Source organism: Streptomyces sp. NPDC028314 (genome assembly GCF_055565795.1).
The window spans coordinates 126,153-144,202 of sequence record NZ_JBVHTP010000018.1 but is presented as its reverse complement, the minus strand read 5'-3'; the positions used below and the strand labels follow the sequence as shown (position 1 = coordinate 144,202).

At 75.2% G+C, this 18,050-nt stretch carries 9 protein-coding genes; 1 reads left to right on the top strand and 8 read right to left on the bottom strand.

Annotated features, from left to right (window positions below; genetic code table 11):
- The first annotated feature begins 17 nt into the window (after positions 1–17).
- Positions 18–791, top strand: a complete 774-nt coding sequence (locus tag ACZ4TG_RS33210) for a 4'-phosphopantetheinyl transferase family protein (protein WP_468170275.1) — start codon at positions 18–20, stop codon at positions 789–791.
- Here the strand turns inward: ACZ4TG_RS33210 and ACZ4TG_RS33205 are convergent.
- From ACZ4TG_RS33205 to ACZ4TG_RS33170, 8 genes are all read right to left on the bottom strand, one after another.
- Positions 744–2,006, bottom strand: a complete 1,263-nt coding sequence (locus ACZ4TG_RS33205) for an MFS transporter (protein WP_468170273.1) — start codon at positions 2,004–2,006, stop codon at positions 744–746. The genes ACZ4TG_RS33210 and ACZ4TG_RS33205 overlap by 48 nt on opposite strands.
- Positions 2,003–2,755, bottom strand: a complete 753-nt coding sequence (locus ACZ4TG_RS33200; protein WP_468170271.1) for a thioesterase II family protein — start codon at positions 2,753–2,755, stop codon at positions 2,003–2,005. Before ACZ4TG_RS33200 ends, ACZ4TG_RS33205 begins: the two co-directional genes overlap by 4 nt.
- Positions 2,752–8,091 carry a type I polyketide synthase gene (locus ACZ4TG_RS33195; RefSeq protein WP_468170269.1) on the bottom strand — a complete coding sequence of 1,780 codons (5,340 nt, stop codon included), beginning with the start codon at positions 8,089–8,091 and terminating at the stop codon, positions 2,752–2,754. Before ACZ4TG_RS33195 ends, ACZ4TG_RS33200 begins: the two co-directional genes overlap by 4 nt.
- Positions 8,092–8,111: 20 nt before the next feature.
- Positions 8,112–13,202, bottom strand: coding sequence for an amino acid adenylation domain-containing protein (locus tag ACZ4TG_RS33190; RefSeq protein WP_468170267.1), 5,091 nt, complete (start codon positions 13,200–13,202; stop codon positions 8,112–8,114).
- 61 nt (positions 13,203–13,263) lie between these two features.
- Positions 13,264–14,478, bottom strand: coding sequence for a 3-deoxy-7-phosphoheptulonate synthase (locus ACZ4TG_RS33185; protein ID WP_468170265.1), 1,215 nt, complete (start codon positions 14,476–14,478; stop codon positions 13,264–13,266).
- Entirely contained in the window at positions 14,447–15,781 is a 1,335-nt protein-coding gene (locus tag ACZ4TG_RS33180; RefSeq protein ID WP_468170263.1) for an MFS transporter, read from the bottom strand. Before ACZ4TG_RS33180 ends, ACZ4TG_RS33185 begins: the two co-directional genes overlap by 32 nt.
- On the bottom strand, positions 15,778–17,142 hold the full coding sequence (locus tag ACZ4TG_RS33175; RefSeq protein ID WP_468170261.1) for a hypothetical protein: 1,365 nt from the start codon (positions 17,140–17,142) through the stop codon (positions 15,778–15,780). Before ACZ4TG_RS33175 ends, ACZ4TG_RS33180 begins: the two co-directional genes overlap by 4 nt.
- Entirely contained in the window at positions 17,139–18,047 is a 909-nt protein-coding gene (locus ACZ4TG_RS33170; protein WP_468170259.1) for an aminotransferase class IV, read from the bottom strand. The genes ACZ4TG_RS33175 and ACZ4TG_RS33170 overlap by 4 nt, the downstream gene beginning before the upstream one ends.
- Positions 18,048–18,050: the final 3 nt, after the last annotated feature.

The following is an 18,050-nucleotide window of genomic DNA, read 5'->3' as shown; positions in this document are numbered from 1 at the left end:
GCCCTTAGGGTCCAGGCGTGCTCAGAACGATCCTGCCGGACGCCGTGGCGTGTGCCGAGTCCGCCGTCGACGTACCCGAGTCCACCCTGTTCCCCGAGGAGCTGGCGGCGCTGGGGCCGGCGCGCCACGAGGGGCGGCGGCGGGAGTTCACCACGGTCCGGCACTGCGCCCGCCGCGCCCTGGCCGAGATCGGCGTACCCGCCCTGCCGCTGGTGCCCGGTGAGCGCGGGGCGCCGCGCTGGCCTTCGGGCGTGGTCGGAAGCATGACCCACACCGCCGGGTACCGGGCGGCGGCGGTGGCCCGCGGCGAACACGTCCGGGCCCTGGGGATCGACGCGGAACCGCACGTCGCGCTGCGTCCCCGCGTGCTCGGCGCCGTCGCCCGGCCGGAGGAGGTGGCGCGGCTCGCGGCCCTGTCCGCCGAAGGCCCCGAGGTGAGCTGGGACCGGCTGCTGTGCTGCGCCAAGGAGGCGGTGTACAAGGCGTGGTTCCCCCTGACGCGCCGCCCGCTGGGCTTCCGGGACGCCTCGGTCACCTTCGACCCGGCGGCGGGGACCTTCCACGCCGAGATCGTCGCGAGGGCCGGAGCGGCCGGAGCCGGGGACACCGGAGGGGCGGGGGAGACGCCGGGGACCCGGGAGAGCCCAGGGGCCGGGGAGCCGCCCGCGCCCCTGCGCTACGCAGGACGCTGGGCGGCCACCCCGGAACTGCTCCTGGCCGCGGTCGTGGTCCCGGCCCCGCCGTCAGGAATCGGCCGGATCGCGCCAGCCTGCGGCCGAGTTGAGCGGTGACACCAGGGCGCCCAGGCCAACGGCCAGGCGCAGCAGGCCCGCGATCGCGATGATCAGGTACATGTTGTGCCACCGCTGCTCCAGCACACCCCCCAGCACCGAGGCGACCGGGATCGACATGAAGGCGATCATCCGGGTGGTCGCCACCACCCGGCCCAGCAGCTGCGCGGGCACGGTGCGCTGGCGCAGGACGAACCAGCTCACCATGTTCACCGTGCCGATGCCGTAGATCACCGCCCACAGCACGCAGATGCCGACGACGCCCCGCAACGGGATCAGCAGGACGATCCCGGCGCCCGCGAGCACCGTGCCCGCGATGACGACCCGGCCGGGTGCGAAGCGGCGGCCCAGCCAGGGGCACACGGCGGCCCCCAGCACGGCCCCGGCGCCCTGCGCCGCGAAGACCGCTCCGATCAGGGTGGGCGACATCGCCCGGTAGTCGCTGAGGTAGTAGACGAGGTTCGCCTGCACCAGCCAGGTACCCAGATTGGCGAGGGCGAACAGGACCGCCCCGCTGAGCAGGGGCCGGTTGTCCCGGGTGATGTGGACCAGGCCGTCCTTCATCTCCCCCAGCAGGTTGCGGCGTACCGGCTCCGCCTCCCGCACCGCGGGCGGCTTCGACCTGGCCTTGACGGCCACCATCGCCAGGGCCGACACGGCGAAGGTGCCCGCGTCGGCCCAGATCGCGCCCTCGTAGCCGAGGGCGGCGATGAGCACGCCGGCCACGGCCGGGCCGGCGAGGCTCATCACGTTGTCGCCCATCTGCATCCAGGAGTTGGCGCGCTCCAGGTCCTTGTCGCGGACCAGGTCCGGCACCATCCCCTGGAACGCCGGGTAGTACAGCGGTTCCACGCACGCGAGCAGGAACGCCGCCAGGTAGACCAGCAGCACCGACGAGGACCCCGACGTCACGATGAGCGCGAGGACCCCCGCGAGCACCGTGGCCGCCAGGTCGCCCACGACCAGGATCCGCCGCCGCTCGAACCGGTCGGCGATCACCCCGCCCGGCAGCGAGAGCAACAGCAGCGGCGCGTACTCCAGCGCGTACACCACCGCGGTGTTCAGCGCCGAGCCGGTCAGCTCGAACACCATCAGCGGCAGCGCCAGGCGGTAGATCCAGTTGCCCAGCCCGGACACCACGAAGGCGAACAGCAGCAGCTCGTACGGTGCGCCGAGCCGCCTTCCCGCGGGCGCGGCGCGGACGTCCGTGCTCATCGGGCCACCGCGCGCACCAGGTCCAGCACGGCCGACCGCCGCGGCCGGAGGTAGAAGTGGCCGCCGGGGAACATCCGCAGCCCGAACGGGCCGGACAGGTGCTCCTGCCACGCCTCCAGCTGCGCCAAGGGGATCGGGTCGTCGGTCCCTCCCAGTACGGTCGCCGGCACCGGGAGGGGAGCGCCCGCGACGGGCCGGTACGTCTCGATGACCTCGTAGTCGGCCCGGAAGTACGGCAGGACCATCCCGCGCAGCTCGGGGTGTTCGCGCAGCTCCGCCGGGACCCCGCCGTGGCGGCGGTCCACGACGTCGAGGAACTCCGCCTCGGGCAGGTCGTGGATGCTGCCCTCGTGCGTGACCAGGCCGGGAGCGGGGCGGGCGGAGAGGAACAGGTGCCGCGGCGCGGGCCCGCCCGACTCCACCAGCGCCCGCGCCAGTTCGAACGCGACCAGCGCGCCGAAGCTGTGCCCGAAGAAGACCATCGGCAGGTCCGTCCCGATCTGCCCGGCCAGCTCCTCCACAAGCGGGCGCATGCGGGTGTGCGGGCGCTCCTTGACCCGCGCTCCGCGGCCGGGGAGCTGTACGGCGCACACGTCGACGTCCTCGGGCAGGTAGCGGTGCCACCGCGTGAACTCGGACGCGGACCCGCCCGCGTGGTGGAAGCAGTACAGCCGCAGCCGCGGGTCCGCGCGGCGTTCCCCGCGGACGGACCAGCGCGGCTCCTCGGAGGTGCTCACGGGCGTGCTCATCGGGCTCCCTCCGTCTGGCGGCGCAGCTGGGCGGCCAGGGCCGAGATGGTCGGGAACTCGAAGAGGATGCCGATGCTCAGCTCGATGCCCAGCCGGTCCCGGACCTCCGCGATCAGGCCGACGGCGCTGAGCGAGTCCCCGCCGAGGGCGAAGAAGTCCGCGCCGTGGTCGATGGATCCCATGCCGAGGGCGGCCCGCCAGGTCTCCTCCAGCATCTCGGCCATGTCCTGGCCGCTGCCGCCCGCCTGTGTCGGGGTGACGGGCGCGGAGGCGGGCTCGGCCGCGGCCTGCGCCGCAACCGGGGCCGGGGCCGGGGCGAGCGGTGCCGGTGCGGAGACCGGGCCGGCGGGTGCGGCCACCAGCGGCGCCCGCACCGTCTCCGGGGCCAGCGGCGCCCCGTCGCGGTACGGGCGTACGGTGACCTGCCGCGCCGGGCGCCCGCTCAGCACGTCGAACAGCAGGGCCACCCCCTCGCCGGGCGGGATGCCGTCCGAGGAGGGCAGTCCGGCCGGCTCCGCCGGGGGCTGCTCCTCGGTGGAGCCGGCCTCGAAGGGGTTGCCCTCCACCCTGCGCATCGTGAAGCCGCGCACGGAGACCGCCACCTTCCCGTCCGGGCCCACCAGGTCGATGTCGGAGACCAGGACTCCGCTGTCACCGCCGCCCCGCACGTGCCGTACGTGGCTGCTGAACTCGCCGGGCAGGTCGCGGTACACCGTGACCGCGCCGTACAGCAGCGGCAGGTGGTGGGCGTCCTCGCGGCGCCGGGTGAGCGCGGTGGCGCTGTCGAGCAGCGCCGGGTGCAGCGGGTGGCCGTCCAGCTCGGCGCGCAGACTCTCGTCGAGAGCGAGCGAACCCAGCTGCTCGTCCGCCGAACGGCGCAGTCCGGTGACGTTGAGCCAGTGCGGCCCGAGCTCCGCGAGGTCACCGGCGCCGGACGCGTCGACGGTCTCCGTCATCCGTGCGGACACCGCCGCCAGGTCCACCTCGGGCGCGGACGGCTCGGCCGCGGCGCCGACCCGGCCGTCGCAGTGCACGGTGGAGCCACTGCGGACCGAGAAGGCCCAGGCGTCGCCGCGCGGTTCGAGGACGACCCGGACCCGCTGCGTGCCGTCGACGAACAGGGGCCGGCGGAAGACCACTTCGCCCAGGCTCACCGGCACGTCCGCGAGCTCCGGGCACAGCTCCCGGGCCGCGCGGACCACCAGGTCGAGATGGCCGGTGCCCGGCAGGACCGCGCGCCCGGCGAACCGGTGCTCGTCGAGCACCCAGTCCTTCTCCGACAACTCCTCCTCGTACACCAGGGTTTGCGGCGCGCGGTGCTGCTCCGCGGTCCACGCGGAGAGCGGTTCGCCGCTGCCCGGGTCCACGCGGGACCTGGCGGCCATCCCGACGCTCGCCCAGCTCGGCCAGTTCACGCTGACGCAGCGCTGCCGGGAGACGGATGCGTGCGCGTCGAGGAACGCGTTGGCCGCCGCGTAGTCGGCGCTGCCGACCAGCCCGGAGATCGAGGCGCGGCTGGAGAACGAGGTGAAGAAGTCCAGCCGGGGACGGTCCGCGAACACCCGCTCCAGCACCAGCGTGCCGAGCAGCTTGGGCCACAGCACCGCCCTGACCTGCTCGGGCGTCCGGAAGGCGATCATGCCCTCGCCGGGCAGCCCGGCCGCGTGCAGGACGCCGTGGACCTGCCCCGCCGAGCTCTCCACGCGCTGCACCAGGGCGCGTACGGACCCCTCGTCGGTGACGTCCCCGCGCTCGGCCAGCACCCTCGCGCCGAGCCGTTCGAGCCCGGCGACCTCGTCGGCGGCCGAGCCGCTGAGCCCCGAGCGGCCGACCAGGACGAGGGTGGGAGCCAGACCGGTCTCGGCCAGCCCGCGTGCGACCGCCAGGCCGAGCCCGCCGAACCCGCCGGTGATCAGGTACGTCCCGCCCGCGCGGACCGGGGGCGCGGTGGCCGGTTCGTGGGGGATCGGCACCTCCACGGGAACCCAGCGGCGGTCGCCGCGCAGCGCGACCACCGCCGGCCACCGCGGCTCCTGCACCTGCTGGGTGATCAGGTCCGCATCGGTGCCCGGCGACACGTCGAGCAGCATGCACTGCGCGCCGGGCACTTCGAGCGGGACGGTCCTGGCCAGCCCGGCGAGCGCCGCCTTGGCCGGGTTGACGGCCTCGCCGCCGGACACGTCGGCGGCCTGCGCGGCGAGCAGCAGGAACCGGGCGGGCAGCCGCGGCCGGGAGTGCCGGACCACGGCCTGGACGAGGGCGTACGCGCTCTCCACGCCCGCGGCGGCCTGCTCCTCGATGGTGTCGGGGGTGGCGTCGGGCCAGGGCTGCGCCGCGAGGGCGTGCACGTAGACGGCGGGCTCCTCGCCCCGGGCCAGCAGAGCGTCCAGCACGGAGCGGAGGCTGTCCGGGCGGGCGGGCACCACGCGGTGTCCGGCCCGGCCCAGTACGGCCGTCACGTGGCGGGCGGCCTCGGGGTCCTGCGGCAGCAGGGCCAGCGCGACGCTGCTGCGGTGGCGGGGCGGACGCGTCCCGGTGGGGAGCTCCTCCCAGCGCATCACCGACAGCGGGGAGGGCGCGGGCGCGGTGTCCCGTACCGGCGCGGGCTCCGCTGCGGCGGGCGCCTGCTGCTGCGCACCGCCCGGCTCCACCTGCTCCGGTTCGGGCGCGGCGGCCTCCGGCAGCTGCGGCGAGGACGGCGCGGGCGGGCTGATCCAGTGCCGCTCCCGCTCGTACGGGTAGGCCGGCAGGGATATCCGGCGCGCGGGCCGGGCCGGACCCACGGCGTCCCAGCGCAGCTCGTGGCCCTCGGTCCACAGGGCACCCGCCGCCGCGAGGACGGCCTCCCGGTCGCTCCCCGCCGGGCCGAGGCCGGGTACCGCCAGGCTGTCCGTGCCGTGCCGGCGCGCCAGCGCGGACAGGGCGCGCCCGGGCCCGGCCTCCAGCGTGGTCAGCCGCTGTCCGTCCAGGAGCCGCGCCAGCGCGGGCCCGAAGAACACCGGGGCGGTGAGCTGCCCGGCCCAGAACGCCGGGTCCACGGCCTGCTCGTCGGTCAGCGGCAGCCCCGTGGCGGCCGAGACCACCGGGATCCCCGGCGCGGACAGGGACACGCCGTCGAACGCCTCCAGGAACCGTTCGGCGGCCGGGGCCATGGCCGGGCTGTGGAAGGCGTGCGAGGTGGCGAGGAGCTTGCACTGCACGCCGTTCGCGCGCATCCGCGCCTCGACCCCGGCGATCACCTCGGCGGGCCCCGCGAGCACGCTCTGACGGGGACCGTTCACGGCCGCGAGCACCACGCCGTCCACGAGAAGTTCCGCGGCCTCCCGCTCGCCCAGGGACACGGCGAGCATCGACCCGGCGGGCATGGCCTGCATGGCCTGCGCCCGCGCGGTGACCAGCCGCAGTCCGTCCTCCAGGCTCGTCACGCCCGCCACCACCGCGGCCGCCAGCTCGCCGACGCTGTGGCCGAGCAGCGCGACCGGGGAGACGCCCCAGGCCCGCCACATCGCGGCCAGCGAGCAGCCCACCGACGCCAGGAGCGGCTGCGCGTACTCGGTGCGCCCCAGCAGTTCGGCGGCGTGCGGCCCGCGCCAGGCGGGTTCGAGGTCGAGGCCCAGGCCGGCCACGGTGTCGAGGCACTGGCGCATCGTCTCGGTGAACGTCGCGTCGTACCCCATCAGTCCGGCGGCCATCTCCGGGCGCTGGGAGCCCTGCCCGGGGAAGAGCAGCGCGACCGGGCGGGCGGCCGCCCCGGCCGCCGGGCGGATCACGCCCCGGCCCTCCGCGTCGCAGAGCAGGTCCACCGCCCCGCGGGCCGAGCCGGCGACGGCGGCGCGGCGCTCCCGGTGTGCGGTCCGGCCGTGCCGCAGTGTCGTGACGGTGTCCACGAACCCGTCCTCGCCCTGCCAGGTGAGGTGGCGGGCGAGCCGCGCGCGGACCCGCTCCTCGGCGGTCTCCGTACGGCCCGACCAGACGAGCAGTTCGGGACCGTCGGCCGGGGTGCCGGGCCGGGCCGCGGGCCCCTGCTCCAGCAGGACGTGCGCGTTGGTGCCGCCCACGCCGAACGAGCTCACGGCGGCGGTCCTCGGCCGCTCTTCCGCGGCCGGCCACGCGTCGCGCCGGTCGACGACCCGGAAGGGGGTCGCGCCCAGGTTCAGCTTCGGGTTGGGCTCGGTGAAGTGCACCGTGGGCACCAGCTCGCCGTGCTCCAGGCACAGCACGGTCTTGATGAGCCCCGCGACTCCGGCGGCCGGACCGAGGTGGCCGATGTTCGACTTCACCGATCCGAGTGCCACGCTCGACGGGGTGAGCCCGCCGCCGTCGGCCAGGAACCGGTACGCCGAGGTGAGCGCCTCGATCTCGATCGAGTCGCCGATGTCCGTGCCGGTGCCGTGCGCCTCGACGTAGTCGATGTCCCCGGGCGCGAGCCCGGCGACGGTCATCGCCTCCACCACCGCCCGCATCTGCCCGTCCACGCCCGGCGCGCTGAAACTGACCCGGTCCGCCCCGTCGTTGGTGACGGCGGAGCCGCGGATCACCGCACGCACCGGGTCCCCGTCCGCCAGCGCGTCGGCGAGCAGCTTGAGGACGACGACACCGCCGCCGTTGCCGAAGACGGTGCCGTTGGCCTTGGCGTCGAACGGACGGCACACGCCGTCCTGCGCGTAGATGCTGCCGGGTGCCCAGCGGTAGCCGTGCGCGTACGGCAGCTCGATCTCCGTACCGCCCGCCAGGGCGACGTCGCACTCGCCCGCACGCAGCGCCTCGCACGCGAGGTGCACGGCCACCAGCGAGGTGGAGCAGGCGGTGGCCACCGACAGGGCGGGCCCGGTCAGGCCCAGGCGGTACGAGGCGGTGCTGGCGACGTAGTCGTTGTTGTTGTAGATGTCCAGGGACAGGGCGCCCGCGCGGGCCGCGAGTTCCTTGTTCGCGCGGATGTTGAACTCCGCGTACCGGTTGGAGGCCGCGCCGCCGTAGACGCCGACCGTGCCGGGCACGGCGAACGCGTCGTAGCCCGCGTCCTCCAGGGCCGAGTGCGCCAGCTCCAGGAACAGCCGCTGCTGCGGGTCGCGCATGGAGGCCTCGCGCGGGGTCATCCCGAAGAACGCCGCGTCGAACCGGTCGGCGTCCTCCAGCAGCGGGATGCGGCGTACGTAATGGGGGTCCCGCAGGTGCCGCTCCTCGACGCCCGCGGCCCGCAGCTCCTCGTCGCCGAGGGTGCTGAAGCAGTCCTCGCCCTCGGACAGGGCGAGCCAGAACTCCTCCAGGTTCCCCGCGCCGGGGAACCGTCCCGCCATACCGACGATCGCGATGGGCTGGGCAGTCTGTTCGTGCATGTCGTGCTTCTCCGGCGGGTTCATCGCTGAGTGGTCCTCTTCTGGTCGTTCATGCGCCGGCGCACCGACCGCCGCGCGGCGGCCGTGCCGGTCAGGGCGGCGGCCGTACCGGTCGGTGACGTGTACCGGGCCGCGGTGGGCAGCGCGCCGCCGTGCGCGGGGGCGTCGCCGCCGCGCAGATGCCGGGCGAGCAGCCGGGGGTTGGGGAAGCGGAACAGGTCCACGACCTCGACGGTGAGCCCCTGCGCCCGCAGCCGCTCGTGCATCCGCAGCAGCGACAGCGAGGTCAGTCCGGCGTCGAAGAAGTTCGCGGCCGGATCCAGCGGGTCGGGCGAGCCGAGCCCGTCGCCCCGTACGCCGGCCCCCGCGCCGAGCTGCTCGCGCAGGGCGGCCACGATCACGTCCTCGGTGGCCGAGGCCACCGGCCGCTCCACCGGTGCCTCCGGCACCAGGGCGGCCGCGGCCGCGCGGACGTCGACCTTTCCGTTGTGGTCGAGCGGGAGTTCGTCCAGGACGACGATCCGGCCCGGCACCGCCCACCCGGGGAGTACGGAGCCCAGCTCGTGGCGCAGCTCCTCCGCGAGCACGGGGCCGGCGCCGGGCGCCGCGACGAAGGCGGTGATCTCCGTCCCGGAAACCACGGCGACGCACTGCGCCACCGCCGCGTGGGCGCGCAACGCCGCCTCGATCTCAGCCGGTTCGAGCCGATGGCCGCCGACCGACACCTGGCGGTCGCGCCGCCCGACGAACTCGATCTGCCCGTCGGGCGTGTACCGGCCGAGGTCGCCGGTGCGGTACGCCGACACCCCCGGCCGGCCGTACGGATCGGGCCCGAACGGCGACGGGTCCCGCACGGGACCGGTGCCCAGCGCCAGCCCGCGCCCGCGCACCAGGATCTCCCCGAGCTGCCCCACGCCCGCGCCCTCGACGACCAGTTCGCGCCAGGGGCTGCGGGCCGCCAGCGGAACGCCCGCCCGGTCGCGCCGCCGCCGCACGGGGTCTCCGGCCGGGTCGCGCCAGCGCAGCCAGGTGCTCAACTGCGGGGTCTCGGTCGACCCGTAGCCGTGGTGGATCTCCGCGGCGGGGGCGGCCCGCCGCAGCTCCCGGGCCACCGGGTCGGTGAGCAGCGCCCCGGAGAGCACCACGTGCCGCAGCCGGTCGAGCCGCCTGCCCGTACCGCGCGCCGCCGAGGCGAGCAGCTGGACCAGGCCCGGGGTGGCGTGCACGGCCGTGATCCGGTGTTCCGCCAACGCGTCCACGAGCGCCCCGGGCTCGGTGCCCGCGGCCGGGAGGTGGAGGGAGGCGCCGCTGGTCAGGGGGACCAGGATGTCGCGCAGCACCGGGTCGTGCCCCGGTGCGGACAGCATCAGGAAGCGGTCCTCGGGACCGGTCCCGAACGTCTCGCGGTACCAGTGCAGGGCCTCGGGCAGTGCCTCGGGCGGGGCGAACACCACGCTCGGCTCCCCGGTGGTGCCCGAGGTGCACAGGGCGTGTCCCCAGTCGAGGCGCACCGCGGCGCCGGCCGGACGCGGCAGGGCCGGCCCGGTCAGGACCGGTACCGGCCAGTCGGCGCCGTCCCCGGTGAGCACCGCCTCGGCGCCGGACCCGGAGAGGGCGGACAGCAGGCGGCGGGCGGGCAGGGCGGCGTCCACCAGGGCGACCGGGCATCCGCAGTGCCGGGCCGCCAGGAGCTCGACGACGGTCCCGGGGGACCGGTCGCCCGGCAGCAGCACGGCGCGCCCCGACCAGCCGGCCTCGCGCAGGGCGTCCGAACGCTCCACCACCCGGTCGCGCAGTTCCCCGTACGTCATCCGGCCCCCGGGGAAGCTCAGCGCCACCCGGTCGGCGTGCAGTTCGGCCGCCCGGGTGAAGGCCTCGGCCACGCCGACGAGGGACGGACGCGGGGCCAGTTCCGCCGGCGGCCGGTCGCCGCCCAGCGGCCAACCGGAGGGCGCCCGGCCGAGGTCGGCGGGGGCCTCCCGGAGGAGCCGGACGACCTGGCCGAGCAGCTGCCCGGCGGTCTCCGCGTCGAAGACGTCCCGGGCGTGCACCAGCCGGAGCCGGTAGTCCGAGTCCCCGTCGCGGTGCAGGTACAGGCCGAGGTCGAACAGCGAGCCGGCGGTGCCCGGTTCCACCGGGACGGCCGGCACCCCGCCGAACGCGGGGGCGGGCGCCGCGTGCGTGAGGTCGTTGAACCAGACCTGGTACAGCGGGTTGCGGCTCAGGTTGCGCGGCAGGCCCAGCGCCCGGACGATCCGCTCGAAGTCGGCGCCCGCGTGCCCGTGGGCGTCGATCATCGTGTCGGAGACCTGGCGGACCAGCGCGGAGAAGCTCTCCGCGGAGCCCACGCCGACCCGGACCGGCAGGGTGTCGATGAGGAACCCGATGACGTCCTCGCTGGGACCCCCGTCGCGGGAGGACCACGGGACGCCGACGACGATCTCCTCCTGCCCGCTCCACGAGGTGAGCACGGTGGTGAAGGCCGCGAGCACCACCGCGACGGGAGTGACCCCGAGGCGCCGCGCCACCTCGTCCAGGAGCCGGGCGTCCGCCCCGCTCACCGCGGACTCGACGGCGCCGCCCTCGAAGGTGGTGACGGCGGGACGGCGCGCCTGGAAGGGCAGCCCGTGCGTCCGCGGAGCGTCGCGCAGCCGGTCCACCCAGTACGCGACGTGCGCTTCCTGCTCCGCCGCGTCCTCGCGGCCGGCCCGGTCCACCAGCAGGTCGCCGAAGTGCGGCGGCTCGTCGGCGGGCGGGAAGCCGTCGTAGGCGGCCGCCAGTTCCGCGAGGAACACGTCCACCGACCGCTGGTCCGCGATCGCGTGGTGCAGTACGGCGACCAGGCAGCCGTCGCCGTCCCCGCCCTCGGCGTACAGGACCCGCAGCAGCGGCGCGCGGTCGACGGGCAGCGGTTCGGCCGCGGCCCCGGCCGCCAGTGCGCGGCACCGCTCCTCGGTGAGCGCCCCGTCCACCACCCGGGTCTCCAGCGGCGGTGCCACGCGCTCGGCGACCGCCTGGTAGGGGCCCGAGTCGTCGCTGACGAGGGCGGTACGCAGGGACTCGTGCCGCTGGACGACCAGGGCGAGGGCCTCGCGCAGCCGGGCCGTGTCGAGACCCCCGGCGACCCGTACGGCCGAGACGACGTTGTAGGCGCTCAGCCGCGGGTAGAGCTGCTCCATCAGCCACAGCCGGCGCTGGCCGCCGGAGACGGGCGCGCGGGCCCGGTCGGGCCGCCTGGGCAGGGCGGTGCCGGCGGGTCCGGTGCCGGCGGTTCCGCTGTCGGTGCCCGCGCGGCGGCGCAGACCGGCCAGGGTGATCCGCTCGCGCAGCAGTTCCGCGAGGGTGATCCGCAGCCCGTACGAGCGCAGCAGCTCGCCGCGCAGCCGTACCGCGGCGAGGCTGTGGCCGCCCAGCGCGAGGAAGTCGGCCTCCTCGTCGACGGTGTCGAGTCCGAGCACCTCCGCCCACAGCCGGGTCAGCGGGTCGCCCTCCACGGCCGGCCCGTCCGCGCGGGGCGCGAGGAGCCCGGCGGCGCGCTGCCGCAGGAGCACCCGGTCCTGCTTGCCGCTGCGGGTCAGCGGCATCGCGTCCAGTGCCACGAAATGGGTGGGGACGTACGCGGACGGCAGCCGGGCCGCGACATGGGCGCGGCACTCCTCCTGCCACTGCGCCCCGCCCCGGCCGGCCCGGCCCCCGTCCGCCCCGTGCGGGCGGACGAAGGCGACCAGGCGGGGCGCCCGTTCACCGGCGACGACCACGGCGCACTCGTCGACCCCGGGGTGCTCGCGCAGGACGCTCTCGACCTCGCCGGGCTCCACGCGCACGCCCCGGATCTTGACCTGCTCGTCGATCCGGCCGTGGTAGCGGATCTGGCCGTCCACCACCCGTACGAGGTCGCCCGTGCGGTAGACGCGGTCCAGGCCGCTGCCCTCGGGGCCGGGGACGAACACCCGCTCCGTCAGGTCGGGGCGGCCGAGGTAGCCGAGCGCCAACGGAACGCCGCCGATGCACAGTTCACCCGTCCCGCCCTCGGCCACCGGCCGCCCCTGCCGGTCCAGGACCAGCAGTTCGCAGTTGTCGACGGCCCGCCCGATGGGCACGTCGTCGATCAGCGCCGGGTCCTGGGGGCTGTCCCAGTACGTGACCTCGATCGAGGCCTCCGTGGGCCCGTACAGATTGTGCAGCCGGGCGGGCAGCGTCTTGACGAAGGTCCGCGCCAGCGTGACCGGCAGGGCCTCACCGCTGCAGAACACGTGCCGCAGGCCGGTGCACTCGGCGGCGTTCGGCCAGCGCAGGAACTCGTCCAGCATCGACGGCACGAAGTGGCAGACGGTGATCCGCTCCTCGATCACCGTCTGCATGATCGCGGCCGGATCGGCGTGCTCACCGGGGGCGAGCAGCACGAGCCGCGCGCCGACGATCAGCGGCCAGTAGATCTCCCAGCCGGACACGTCGAAGGTGTACGGGGTCTTCTGCAGGACGCGGTCCCCAGGAGCCAGTCCGTAGTGGCGCTGACCCCACAGCAGCCGGTTGGTGACACCACCGCTGGGCACCACGACACCCTTGGGCGTCCCCGTGGAACCGGAGGTGAAGATGACGTTGACCGGCTGGTCCGGAGCGACGGGCCGCAGGGGGCCCGGCACGTAGGACCCGTCGGGATCGGCGGACAGCGGCTCCACGTCCAGCAGCGCGGGCCCGTCCGGACCCTGCCAGTCCGCCAGCGCCCCGGTGGTGCCCACGACCAGATCCGGCCGGGCGGTGTCCAGGATCAGCGCGAGCCGCTCGGCCGACTCGTCGGTGGCCAGCGGCAGATAGGGCAGCCCGGCCTTGAGCACGCCGAGCAGCGCGGCCACCATGTGCGGTCCGCGCTGCGCCAGCACCGCCACGGGCCGGTCCTCGGGCAGGCCGCGGCGCAGCAGTTCGGCGGCCAGGCGGTCCGAGACCTCCTCCAGCCGGCGGTAGGTCCAGGTCTCCCCGGCGCCCGCACAGGCCACCGCGTCGGGCGTGCGCTCGCTCGCGGCCCGGATCAGGCCCGGGATGCCGTACGGCGCGCGATGGTCGACGGACGGGCCGCGCAGAGCGCGGACCGTCTGGTCGGAATGCAGGTTCATGACGGATGTCCCCCCGTTGGAGAAAGTGAAAGGGCCGGCTGGTGGAGGCGGGCGGCGGTGTTCACGCCCCCCAGGCGGACACCGCGGTGACCGCCTGCTCCGGATTCAGCCGGGGATCGCACAAGGTGGTGTAGCGGCCGAGCCCGGTGAGGTCGCCCGGCCCGGCGACGCACTCCAGCACGGCGTCGGGAGTGGCCTCCAGGTGGAGCCCGCCGGCGGTTCCCCCGGCCGACTCCACGGACCGCTGGAAGCCCTCGATCTCACGGACGACGTCCTCGACGAGCCGGGACTTGCGGCCGTCCGGCGCGGCCACGGTGTTGCCGTGCATCGGGTCGCACATCCAGATCACCGGATGCCCGGCCCGGCGTACGGCGGCGACCAGCGGCGGCAGGTTCCGGGAGACCGCGTCCGCGCCCTGCCGCGCGATCAGGGTGAGCCGGCCGGGGCTGCGGTGCGGGTCGAGCAGCGCGCACAGCTCCAGCAGTTCGGCCGGGGTCATCGCCGGCCCGACCTTGCAGGCCACCGGGTTGTCCACGAGGGACAGCAGGCGTACGTGCGCCCCGTCGGTGCGGCGGGTGCGCTCGCCGATCCACGGCCAGTGCGCCGACGACAGGAAGGCCCGGCCCGAACCGTCGCCGCGCACCAGCGGGATCTCGTAGTCGAGCACGAGGGCCTCGTGGCTGGTCCACGTGGTCGCGAAGTCCGGGCGGCCCCCGTCCGCCAGGCAGGCGTGCACGGTGCGCGCCGCCTCGTAGCAGTCCAGCAGGCGCCGCGGATCGTGGACCCGGGCCGCCTCCGACGGCTCCGGACCGTTCACCAGGTGGCCCCGGAAGACGGGCAGTTCGAGGTCCCCGTGCCGCTCCGTCGGGCGCGAGCGCGGCTTGGCGAACTGTCCGCCGATCCGCCCGACCCGTACCGTGGGCCGGCCGGTGATGTCCGAGAGGGCCGACGCGAGGACGTCGAGCAGCCGGGCCTTGTCCCGTACGGCCCGGGGCGTGCAGGCCGCCGGATCCTCGGCGCAGTCGCCCGCCTGGAGGACGGACACGTTCCCCCGTGCGGCCTCCGTGAGCAGGAGGCCGAGCCTGCCGATGTCGCGGGGGTCCACGAGCCCCGGCGAGGCGCGCAGCCGCTCGACGGCCGCGCCGTGCGCCTCGTGCGCCTCCCAGTCGGGCTGCTGGGGTGCGGGCAGCGATCTGATGGCCTTCGAGATGTCGTCCGGCAACGGCTCTCCCTGCCGGAGCCGGTCATCGATCAGAGGCGGCGCCCCGTGTTTCATCGTGCTTCCCCCCAGTGCGGTGCTGTGCGTCGGTCGGTGGTGCGGATCCGCCTTCGGCCGGTGGTCTCGCGGCCTCGGGCCGGACGGTCAGGTTGCGGACGCTGCCGCTGCACAGAGCGAGGAACGTCGCGGTGACGACGAGGCCGGCGCCGGTCAGCAGCGTGGTGTCGGTGCCGAAGCGCAGGGCCAGCGGGCCCGCGGCCATCTCACCGAGCGGGATGGCCACGAAGGAGCCGAGCGCGTCGTACGAGTACACGCGCGCCAGCCGCTCCTGCGGAATGTTCTCCTGGAGCGACACGTCCCAGGCGACGGCGAGCTGTTCCAGCGCCACACCGTTCATGAACATCGCGAGCACCAGGAACAGCGGGTTCGACGTGGTCGCCAGCGCCAGCAGCGGCACCGCCTCGAACGCCCCCACGGCAGCCCCGAGCCGCAGGGCGTGCCGCGGCCGCGAACGGGCCGCGACGATGCCTCCGGCGAACGCCCCGGCGGTCTGCGCGGCCAGCAGCAGCCCCCAGGTCGTCCGGCCGAAGGAGGCGTCGGCGATGGTGGGCCCGAGCACCTGGAGCCCGCCCGCGACCACCGCGTTGATGGCCAGGAACTGGAGCACGACGACCCACACCCAGGTACGGGAGGTGAACTCCGCCCAGCCCTCGCGCAGTTCCGCCAGCGGCCGGGCCGGACCACCGGCCGGGGACACGGCCTTCGGCACCCGGATCCCGGCGAAGAACAGCCCGGCCAGCAGGAACACCGCCGCGTTGACGGCGATGCCCCAGCCCGGCCCCGCGAAGCCGACCACGATGCCGCCGGTCGAGGCGCCGAGCACCATGCCCGCGTTGACCGCCATCCGCACCAGCGCGTTGGCCGGCCGGATCATCGCGCCCGGGACGGTCTGCGGCACCAGCGCGGCCGCCGCCGGCAGCGACACGGCGGCCACCATGCCGTTGACGACGCTGATGACGACCAGCACCGGAATGGAGGCGAAGCCGAGCAGCACGCTCGCCGCGATGACCGCCTGGGCCAGCCCGGCCGCCACGCTCGACCCCTGGAGCACCAGCCTGCGCGGCAGCCGGTCCGCGATCACCCCGCCGAACAGCAGCAGCACGACGTTGGCCACCGACCGGGCACCCACGACGATGCCGAGGTCGATCAGCGACCCGGTCAGGTCGAGCACGGCGAACGAGAGCACGATCGGGGCCATCGCGTTGGCGATGTACGTCGCCATGCGACCGCCCGCCAGACAGCGGAAGCTCCGGTGCCTGAGCGGGTCCAGCAGCGTGGGTGTGCGGGTGTCTTCGCTCATCGCCCGGCCGGCAGACCCTCCGCTATGAGCACGCTGTTGGAGGCAGCGCCCTGGTGCGTGTTGATCAGGTCACCGGGCCTGGGGGTGGCGTGCCGGACGTACATGCCCGAGAGCTTGCGGCCGTACATCATCGGCCCCAGCACGCACGGCACGGCGGCGGTGCGGAACTCTCCGGTCGTGTCGTGCGCGAACCCGAAGGTCACGAGGTCGCTGTCGACGACCTGCTGGAGGATGTGGTCGTCCTTCTCGGAGGCGGCCAGCAGCAGCTCGCGCCACCTCTCCTCGGTCACCGAGCGGCCCAGGACCACCCCGGTGCCCCCGTAGCCGTCGCCCGGCTTGAGGACCAGGGAGCCGCGGTCCGCGCCGAGGGCCTCCGGCCGCGCCATGGTGGTGCGCGGAATGTGCCTTCGTACGAACTCCTGATCATCCGGGGGGAGCTGGTCCAGGTCCTGCCAGATCCAGGCCAGTACGCGCTTGTCGCTGACCGGGCTGGTCGCCTCCGGGGTGTACATCCCGGCCGTGCCGGCCCGCAGGGCGCCCGCCAGGGCGTCGAGCCCCGGACCCCGCTGCTCGACCGGCATGAACAGCCGGAACACCCCCTGCGCGATCCGGTCGCCGGCCAGCAGCCGCTGCCGGCCGTCGAGGACCAGCCGGTCCAGCGGATGGCCGAGGACCTCGATGCCGTAGGCCCTGCCCCGCTCAGCCATGGGGGCCAGGAAGCCGATGAAGTCGTCGAGGTCGGCCAGGGAGTCCAGACCGTCCTCGCGGAAGACGGGCACGACGAGACGGGCGCCCTCGGACAGGCCGAGGAAGGAGATCAGCTCGGCGAAGAAGGCGTCCACCGCCGACGGCGGGGTGCGCAGCGCGACCTCCCCGGCGCCCGGCAGCTCCGCGTACAGCTCCTGGAACCGCCGGGCGATCAGGTCCGCCTCGATGGCTCCGCCGATCGCCCCGTCGATGTTGAGCTCGACGACCCTGGGCACCCCGCGCTCGACCATCACGTCGGCCCGGATCGACGTCAGCAGGCGTTCGGTGAGCGGCTCGGCCGGGTCGAGCAGCGGGAACTGCTCCCGCGGCATGCCGAGGGCGTCGAGCAGGCCGCCCGCCGTCGACACCCGGCGCAGGCAGGCGTCCAGCACCAGACCGGCCGCGCGGTCCGCGACCGCGCCGACCAGCTCGTACGCCGCGGCGCCCAGGACCAGCGGCCGGGTCGGGCACCAGGAGTCCGCAAGGCGCGGCACGCCCTCGTTGGCCCGCCGCCAGTGCTCCCTGCCGGCCGCCTCGGCGCGCTCGCGGAACTCCTCGCCGAGCGCGGCGTGCAGGTCCAGCACGGCCGGGTCCAGCGCGCGTACGCCGCTCACGAGACCGACACCCACCGCGCGTAGGCGGGCAGCAGACCGAGCTCGGCCTGCTGGTAGGCCCGTACGATCTCCGCGACCACGGGGTTGGCGGTGTCGAACTCCCGCTCGTCGACGCAGCGCACCGGCCGCACGCCGCCGGCGGTGCTCGCCACGCACAGCGCGTCACACCCCAGCAGGTCCTGCGGGGCGACCCGGGTCCGCTCCACCTGGTGGCCGAGGTCGCGGGCGATCTCGGCCACGGAGGCGATGGTGATCCCGTCGAGGGCGGCGGCCGAGTCCGGGATCAGGAGGGTGCGGCCGCGCACACCGAAGACGTTCTGCACCGTGCATTCCGCGACGGAGCCGGTGTCGTCGAGGAGCAGCGCGTCGTCGTAGCCGCGCTGCTTGGCGTCCAGCCAGGCGATCCGCGAGTTGAGGTAGCCCGCCGACACCTTCGCCTTCGTGGGGAACGCGGAGGGGCTCAGCCGGGCCACCGCCGACAGGGACAGCCGGGGCTGCTGGGAGCGGATCACCCCGTCGAAGTCCGAGACGTCGAAGGCGAGTACGGCCACCTCGGCCTGCGCCCCCGGCGGGGCGAGGCCGAGCACCCCGTCGCCCAGGAAGGCGATGGGCCGCAGGTAGGCCCTGCGCAGCCCGTTGGCGAGCAGCGTCTCGTGGCAGGCGGCGGCGAGCTCGGCGGGGGACTGGGCGAGGGTCGTCCCCACCAGGCGGCACGACTCGGCGAAGCGGGCCATGTGCTCCTCGAGCCGGAAGACGTGGTGGCCGGTGTCCCCGGAGGGGAACGCGGAGATCCCCTCGAACACGCACAGCCCGTAGTGGAGGCTGTGGTTGGCGAGCGTCAAGGCGGTGTCCCCGGCGGGGACGACCCTGCCCTGCCACCACAGGTGCTTCGCTGGCTCGTTCATGTC